Source organism: Microcystis sp. LEGE 08355, assembly GCF_015207185.1.
Lineage (GTDB): Bacteria > Cyanobacteriota > Cyanobacteriia > Cyanobacteriales > Microcystaceae > Microcystis > Microcystis panniformis.
Genome location: NZ_JADEXI010000159.1, coordinates 1 through 8662, shown reverse-complemented (window position 1 = coordinate 8662; position 8662 = coordinate 1). Strand labels below are relative to the sequence as shown.

Sequence of the window (8662 nt, the reverse complement as noted above, 5' to 3'; positions counted from 1 at the left end):
TTGCGGTGTCAGTCCGGGTCGCGACCATAAGACCAGAACAGAGTAAATCTGTTAAGGCAGGTGCGAAAAATCCTTCGGGAAAGAAGCAGAAACCTAAATCGTGAGGTTTGGGAATCACCGTCCGTTTACGGCGGTGAGGATGTCAATTACCTATTTTCTCATGCTATATATTTTCTTATGCTAGATCGTTCATATTCTTGGGCTAATGAGACTACTAAGATAGCAATAATTGGCATGGGATGTTATTACCCTGGAGCCAATGATTTGCAAAAACTTTGGGAGAATATCCTAGCAAGAAGACAGCAATTTCGAGAAACACCTGATGCAAGATTGCCCTTAGTTGACTATTACGATCTTGACCGTAAAACTCCCGATAAAACCTATGGCAATCAGATGGCAGTCATAGACGGGTTTAGGTTTAATTGGGCGAAGAGAAGAATTCCTAAAAAAGCATTTGAGACAACAGATATTACCCATTGGTTAGCACTTGAAGTGGCGATAAAAGCCTTTGAAGATGCTGGCTATACGCGAGAAAATATTCCTACTGACAAGACTGGAGTCGTTTTAGGCAATACCTTAACGGGCGAGCAAAGTCGTTCTCTATCTATGCGAATGCGCTGGCCGTTTGTGCGCCGAAGTTTGCGGGAGTCCGCTCGGATAAAAGGTCTTCTCCCAGAAAGCTTAGGAGTTTTGGAAGAGCTAATGGAAAAGCTCTATAAATCTGTATTTCCCAACATTAATGAAGATAGCCTAGCTGGTAACTTGTCTAATACTATTGCTGGGAGAATTTGTAACTTTTTCAACTTAGATGGAGGCGGTTATACCGTTGATGGTGCTTGTTCATCCTCTCTCATTGCCGTCATAACAGCTTGTACCCATCTAGCTAACCAACAATGGGATATAGCTTTAGCAGGAGGCGTGGATATCAGTTTAGATCCCTTTGAATTGGTTGGTTTTGCCAAAGCAGAAGCACTAACCGCCAATGAGATGAGAGTATATGATCGCCAGGCCAGTGGATTTATCCCTGGAGAAGGCAGTGGTTTTGTTGTCCTCAAACGTTTAGAAGAAGCTAGAGCGGCTGGAGATTATATTTATGGGATTATTGAAGGATGGGGGATTTCCTCTGATGGCAAAGGCGGTCTGACAGCACCTTCCCAAATTGGTCAAGCCAAAGCACTGCGTCGTGCCTACGAACAAGCAAGCTATAGCAGCCACGCACTAGATTTTATTGAAGGACATGGAACGGGAACTCCTTTAGGCGATCGCACAGAATTAGAAGGAATTGCCCTAGCGCTTGCGGCTGATGGAGAAATCGCGCCCCGTTCTGTTGGCGTTACCTCTTTTAAATCCATTGTCGGTCATACTAAAGCGGCCGCAGGAATAGGCGGTTTAATTAAGGCAGTCATGGGAGTTAATCAACGGGTGATCCCTCCCACTGCTGGTTGCAGGGAACTTAACCCCGTATTTGAAACCACCGCTCAAGCCATTTATCCTGTCATCAGTGGAGCAGTTCGTCCCACCAGCGATATTTTGCGGGCTGGAGTCTCAGCGATGGGATTTGGCGGGATTAATGCCCATGTAACCCTGACTTCTGGCGATCCTCCCTCGGTTTATTTAAAATCTTCCCTTAATGAACGGGCCTTATTAGTTTCTCAGCAAGAAACAGAGCTATTTGTGCTAAATGCTGGCTCGATCGAGGCTTTAATCGAACAAATTGAAGAGTTATATCCCATTGCACAAAAAATGAGTCTGGCAGAAATGGCCGACTTAGCCGTTCATTTAACTCAACAACTGCAACCCTCCCAACCGATTCGCGCCGCAGTGATCGCTGAAACTCCCAAACGTTTAGGAGAACAACTGCAAAAATTACAACAAATCCTCAAGGAGCAGCCACCGAGTCCAGGGGAGGTGAGGACATCTGTGCCAAAAGACTTATGGCTCGGTAATCAGGTTAAGCGCAACCGTGTCGCCTTTCTGTTTCCCGGTCAAGGATCGCAAGCTTTAAACATGGCTCGAACTTTGGTGGAACGCCATAGTTGGGCGCAAGAATTTCTGGCCCAAGCGGATCGATGGCTGCAGGAGCAACAACTTGACCCCATCAGTCCCTATATTTACCATGACCTAGAACGAGCCAAAGATCAGCAACAAATCCAACAGTGGTTAAAAGCGTTAACGGCTGCTCCCATTGCCTCTGCTGCGATTTGCTTGACTTCGCTACTCTGGCAACGTTATCTTGCTCGCTTAGGCATTAACCCTGTTGCCGTTGGTGGTCATAGTTTAGGAGAATTAACCGCTTTTCAGGCTGCTGGAGCTTATGACGAGAAGACTCTCCTGTGTTTTGCGGCCATCCGAGGAAAGGCAACCTCGACATCAGGACAACCGCCTGGAACCATGGCCAGCTTAGGATGCGATCGCTTAACTGCTGAAAGCTTATTAGAAGGAATTCCCAGTTATGTAGTCGTTGCCAATATTAACAGTCCCAGTCAAACGGTCATTTCTGGAGAGCTAGAGGGGATTACCGAGGCGATCAGTCGGGCTGAGAGGAAAAATATCCTAACTCGTCAATTACCCGTGTCCAACGCCTTCCATTCGCGGCTGATGTTGCCATCAGCGAAGGTACTCAGGGATAGCGCTCTCATTCCTCAACAATTGGTCTCACCGTCAGTATCGCTGTTTTCCAGTGTTAACGGCCAACAATTACAAGCAAGATTAGAGCTGCGAAACCATTTTGCTGATCAAATTGTCGCCCAAGTTGACTTTATTTCTCTGGTTAAGGCGATGACATCGTCATCTGACTTGATGATTGAAGTGGGGCCGGGTAAGATACTTTCTGACTTGGTAAAAGCGAATACGACAGCTGACGCTCCTTTCTGTCTTCCCTTGGAGTCAAAAGCTGGACGTGATCGCGACCTCAACACTGTTTTAGGTAGTTATTTTGTCCTCGGTGGTGACGTTCATTGGCAAGAAGTTTATGAAAATCGTCTGATCCGGCCTTTTGTTGCTCCACAGGAACAGGTATTTATTCAAAACCTCTGCGAAAGACCGTTTCAGGTGTCTGAAGAAGAGATCTCTGCCATCGCTGATAATCAGCACCTAGTCGATTTAAAATCATTGTTACTGACTAATAAGTTTCAAGAATCTGAAGATTTCAGCACTAAGATTGATTCTTTAAAGATTTTTCCAAGTATCGATGATAATGCCGACAAAGGCATTGCTCAACAAATTCCCGTCAATAGCCAACCACTATCTTTATCGCTGGAAGCAATTCTTATCGATTTAGTGGTTCAGCAAACCGAATATCCACGAGACAGTATTACTTTAGATGCCAAATTACTTGACGATCTCAATTTAGACTCGATCAAAGGAGCAGAATTAGTGGCCGCTATGGCTTCTCAATGTGGTGTAGCTGGTCAAATTGATCCGTCCAGTCTAGCTAATGCTAGTTTACAAGAAATCCTAGAAGTTTTCCGTCCTTTAATTGGAGAACAGACCAACAATAATTATAGTAACAACAGGCAACAATTACCGAAAACAGAGATCAAGCAAAATTCGCCACAGTTGACAACGAGTAAGGCGAGTACAGCCCTAACCAACCAGCCAGTGAGTTTATCTCAGGTAAATAAAACCAAGCTCCCTCTAGGAGATTTAAATCCTTGGGTTCGCAATTTTGTAATTGAATATGTGATAGAAGAAATTCCTGCTTCAACCAATCATAATGTTATCAGTCAGACAAGAGAAACCGAGGAGAATCAGGAATTAGAAACGGCTAATCTGTTCTGTGAGGATAACTGGGAAACGGCGAAGGTGGTGATTGTTTGCGAAGTCGAAGAAACTGATGTCGCCCAGGCTCTTAGTCAAGTTCTGCAAACGAAAGGATCTCAAGTTCAAATTGTTAATTTCAGTGCAATGAGTCATGAGGTTGTTCAGGCAAAGAGTGACTTTTCTCTCAGGCAAAATGTAAAAATTAGTCACTTTATTGCCATTTTTCCTCGCCATCCTCAAGAAAATCTTTCTATAGAAAACCGTCTCCAAAAAGCAATGGCTAGACTACAATCTGTAGCAACACCTCCTCTAGCTTCTCAGGATCAACGTCAATACACCAGCGTCAGTTATGTTCAGTTTGGCGGAGGCTATTTTGGCAAAAGAGGGCAGAATCCTCAAGCCGGAATTTTCAACCAAGATCGTCAGAATCGTAAAAAAGTAAGAACCGGGAGCCAACCTCTCGAGCAAAGCTGTAGTGTCGGTTTTGCCGCCAGCCTCCATTTAGAACGCGCCGATCTCAAAGTGCGGGTGATTGATTTATCATTAAAGCTTTCTGTGTCTGCGATCGCTCAACGCATTATCGAGGAAATCTCTCGACCGCAAGCCTATCTTCTCGTCGGTTATGATGAACAACTCTGCCGACGAATTCCGCGACCGCAAGTTCAAGACCGAGCCAGCTATTCTCCTCGTAATTTAACTTGGTCTGCTGAAGATGTGTTCCTAGTTACTGGAGGAGCCAAAGGGATTACCGCCGAGTGTGCCTTAGCCTTAGCCGAAAAAACAGGCGTTCCTATGGCTTTGGTCGGTAGTTCTTCCCATCCTGAGGAAAATTCCCCCAGTCCCCGGAGTGCAGAGATTGCCAGGACTCTCAAACGTTTTCAAGAGAAAGGACTAACTTGTCACTATTATTCCTGTAATATTGCTGATATTGAGTCAGTCAAAACCCTTGTCGCCAGGATTGAACAAGAACTCGGACAGATTACAGGAGTCATTCATGGAGCCGCTATTAACCGCCCTCAAAAGGTCGAACAATGTCCTTTAGAAGAAGCTTATCAAGAAGTTACTCCCAAAATCTTAGGGCTTCTCAATCTTATGGGAGTTTTAGAAAACAAAGCGCCCAAGCTAATTGTTGGCTTTTCCTCAATTGGTTCGGTGTTGGGACTGCCTGGAAATACTTGGTATAGCTTCTCCAATGAAGCATTAGATTTAATTCTCCGGCGTTTTCAGCAAGAACACCCCAAAACCGCGGTTATTTCCCTTGCCTATAGTATCTGGGCAGACGTAGGCATGGGAGCGCGGATGAATGCAGTAGAAAGTCTAGCCCGTAGGGGGATTGAAGCGATCTCGGTATCGGAAGGAGTCAGTCGTTTTGTTGAACTGGTAGAAAATGATCCGGGAGATGCTCAAGTCGTAATTACAGCAAGACTCGGTAATCTAGATTCTCTCAAAGGAAATTTTGATACTTGGCTGACAAAACGAACAGCGCCGCCAACAAGACTGACTTTTCTAGAACAGATAGAGATACTAGAACCTGGCGTAGAAAGCGTTATTCGCAGCCATCTTACTCTAAAACGGGATTCCTACGTTCAACACCATATTTACAAAGGTTCTTATCTATTCCCTACCGTGTTTGGTCTGGAAGCTATGGCCCAAGCGGTAGCTTATACTTTAAGAAAAGAAAACCTCTTATCAGTTCGCTTAGAGAATATTCGTTTAGAAAGGCCAATCGTTGTTGATCCCAAAAACGGAGTAGAAATTGAACTTCGGACTGAGGTACTGGAACGACAGTCGGCTCAAGAGCCGATACGAGTTTGCGCTGAAATTAGAACAGAACGAACAGGATTGGCCCTAGCGCATTTTGCGGCTGACTTTGTCTTTGGCCAAACAAAGGAAATTCCTCTGGAGAAAAGACAACTGCCTTCAACACCTCTCGATCTCGATCCCCTTCAAGATCTCTATAGCTGGTTATTGTTTCAAGGTCCTCGTTTTCAACGCTTAGAGCAGATTTATAGTTTAGACTCTCATCAGATCCTCTTTCGCACACAGAAAGGGATTCATAGTTCTGCGAGGGAAAAAGACTATTTAGATCGGGCTGATGGGCCGTTCATTTTAGGAGATCCCTATTACCGAGATTCTTTAATCCATTCAGTACAGGTGATGATTCCTCAAGATCTTTGTTTACCGATTGGAATCGAGAGCCTTGAAATTAACCAATTTAATGCCTACGAGTCAGAGTCTTGTTTTGGTCTAGCGATCAACCAAGGTCAAAAAGACCGACAGTACAATACGACTGTTTTAGCGATGAATCCACAGGGGGCAGTTATTGAAAAGCTTGAGGGTTATCAAGTTCGTGTTCTTGAACGCCGTGAAGATTATCCGACAGCCGAAGAAATTGCTGATCCTAGTGAGCGAGATGAACAAAGACTTCAATCTGAACTGTATCGACGATCGCCAGAATTAAAAGTGGCGGTTCCTGCGTTATCTCTCGTTTATCTTCCAGGGTTACACCGCTTATCTGTTGAAGAACGTCATCAATGCGAACTGCCAATTTTTGAGAAAACGCTCAAAAAACAAACATCTCAACCATTTCAAATCAAATGGCTTGATTCAGGAAAACCCGTTGTTGAGGGGCTAAAAGAAGACTCATTAGAAATCTCTTTATCTCATGATGATCAATTTTGTCTCTGTGTGGCCGATCGCTTTCTTCAAGGATGTGATCTGGCACCAATCACTCACCGTTCTCAAGCTGATTGGTTAGCCTTGTTAGGAAATGCCCGTGAACCCTTGATGCGGCAGTTACTACTTTCTCGTCAAGCGGAATCAGTAGATGTTGCAGGAACTCGGATTTGGGGAGCGCTCGAAGCTCTACGCAAAGCCATAAATCTTCAAAACATTGATCTAACGCTGAGTCATCAAGTCGAAGATAGTATTCTTTTTGTGGGAACGGCTGAAGGTTACTCTTTAAGTGTCCTCACTTTTCCTATAGTTTTGACTCGCGGCGCACCAAGAATTGTGGCAGTGGTGGTTAAGGCGTTCAATATCCCCCCAGAAACCACAGATTTTATCCCTTGTTCTACCACCTCAAGGATCGAGCAGGGCGTTCAACCTTCTGATATTTATCGTCTCAACATTGCCGACGATAATTCTAAAATTTGTGTCGTTCGCTGGCCAATTTCTCATAAACACACGGCTAATTTTAGCAAAACAGTTTATTTTTCTCAATTTTTTGCTTGGATAGACAATGTTCGAGATCTGGCGATGTGGCCGTTGCGGGAGGCTCTAGTTGAGGAATTGGCGACTGGAAACTGCGGGATGGTGACTAATCACGCTCAAGTTGAGATTTTTGGCGAGGCAGGACTCCAAGATATTCTGGAGGCCCGTATTTGGATTGGAAATGTTTCAGGATCAGCCAATTCTACCGTTAATTTTTATTATGATTGGCTCAAACTGCTTCCTAATGGTGAGTTTGAACGGATTGCGACAAGTAAATTGACAATGACTTGGGTTCAGTTATCTCCTAACTTTAGCTCTGAGCCAACAGCTTTACCCGCTTTTCTGCAAAATTTTGTCGATCAGCTTCATCTTCCAGATTTTACTCTTAAACCTGTACCAAAATCCGATAAAATGGGCAAAAAGATTTATCAATTGCCGACTGGGCCTCATCCAGGTCTATTTTTACACAAAGAGATCTTCAAAACCTCTAGAGAAGACAGTGATGCAATGGGGAATATTAATTTTGCTACTTACGGGATTTGGCAAGGCAGAGTTCTCGATCAATTTATTTATAAATTAATTCCAGACTACTATCAAAGAACTCAAAGCCAAGGAGAATTTCGGACATGGCACAGTGAGGTTAAATATTTGCGAGAAGCATTTCCTTTTGACTCCATTGAGGTAATTATGTCTCTCCAATCAATCTCCGAGTGTGGGATGGGTTTAAGATTTGAATATTTCCGAATCACCCCGGAGGGAAAAAAACAAAAAGTTGCTATTGGCGAACAATTTACCGTCTGGTTAGTTGCAACAGAAAAAAGAACTTATGAACCAGCACCTTTACCCCATCGAGTTAAAGAAGCTTTATCCAATTACTGCGACTTATCATAAAGTGCGGAAAGTGGACTAAATCATTCGGCAAAGAGGCAACGCCTTCAACAAACTCTATTGACTTCAATTAGCCGACCATCTTCCATGTGAAGGAGGCGGTCGGCAATATCTAATACCATTTTTCTTTATTCGCGTCACAACGAATGAAGGTTTGGCAAGCATTCGAGCGTGGATGTCTGTCATGGATTTAGAAATTTGGTATAAGATGGGATTGTCGTGAGTGACTAGCAAAATAGTACATTGTTGTTCTCTGACGAGACGCTGCATTAGGCAGACAATATTTCGACCTGTCTTGCTGTCCAAAGCCGCTGTTGGTTCGTCAGCCAAAATTAATTTGGGGTGACGAACCAAGTCACGGGCGATCGCTACCCTTTGTTTCTGTCCCCCTGAGAGGTTCTCAGGATAGTAGTTTATTCTTTCTTCTAGGCCAACTTCTTTAAGTATTGCTTTTGCTCGCTCATCAGTCTGCTGTCTATCTAGATTGTCATCGAGTTCAATAGACATTTGAACATTTTGCTGAACCGTTAGGAAAGGGGTTCTTCGTTACTTGGTAGGGTTCGATAGGGGGGCATAAATCGACTAAATCCTTATCTGGCAAGAGACTTAATTGATTAGTTCGCTCTAGAGCAAAAACAATTGACAAAAATCGCCAAATGCCTTTCTATATAACTGGACTTCCCCCATACATAAATACTAAAAAATTAACAAAACCCTTACTGCAGGTCGCTTCTCAGAAAAAATTGAAAAGAGGCTACTGGGTACATTTTTGACTTGAAAATGGCTGTACCGTTGACTG

At 43.9% G+C, this 8662-nt stretch carries 1 protein-coding gene and 1 pseudogene; one reads left to right on the top strand and one right to left on the bottom strand.

Annotated elements, in window-relative coordinates; all coding sequences use genetic code 11:
- Positions 1–177 precede the first annotated feature (177 nt).
- Positions 178–7866, top strand: a complete 7689-nt coding sequence (locus tag IQ242_RS10280) for a type I polyketide synthase (protein WP_193959894.1) — start codon at positions 178–180, stop codon at positions 7864–7866.
- A gap of 210 nt (positions 7867–8076) precedes the next feature.
- On the opposite strand, the pseudogene IQ242_RS10275 reads toward IQ242_RS10280, so the two are convergent.
- Positions 8077–8400, bottom strand: a pseudogene (locus tag IQ242_RS10275) (ATP-binding cassette domain-containing protein); the annotation flags it as partial.
- Between the last annotated feature and the right edge of the window lie 262 nt (positions 8401–8662).

Bases quoted from the DNA above. Each gene is read 5' to 3' on its own strand.
- IQ242_RS10280 (WP_193959894.1), top strand. From the start codon at position 178: ATGCTAGATCGTTCATATTCTTGGGCTAATGAGACTACTAAGATAGCA.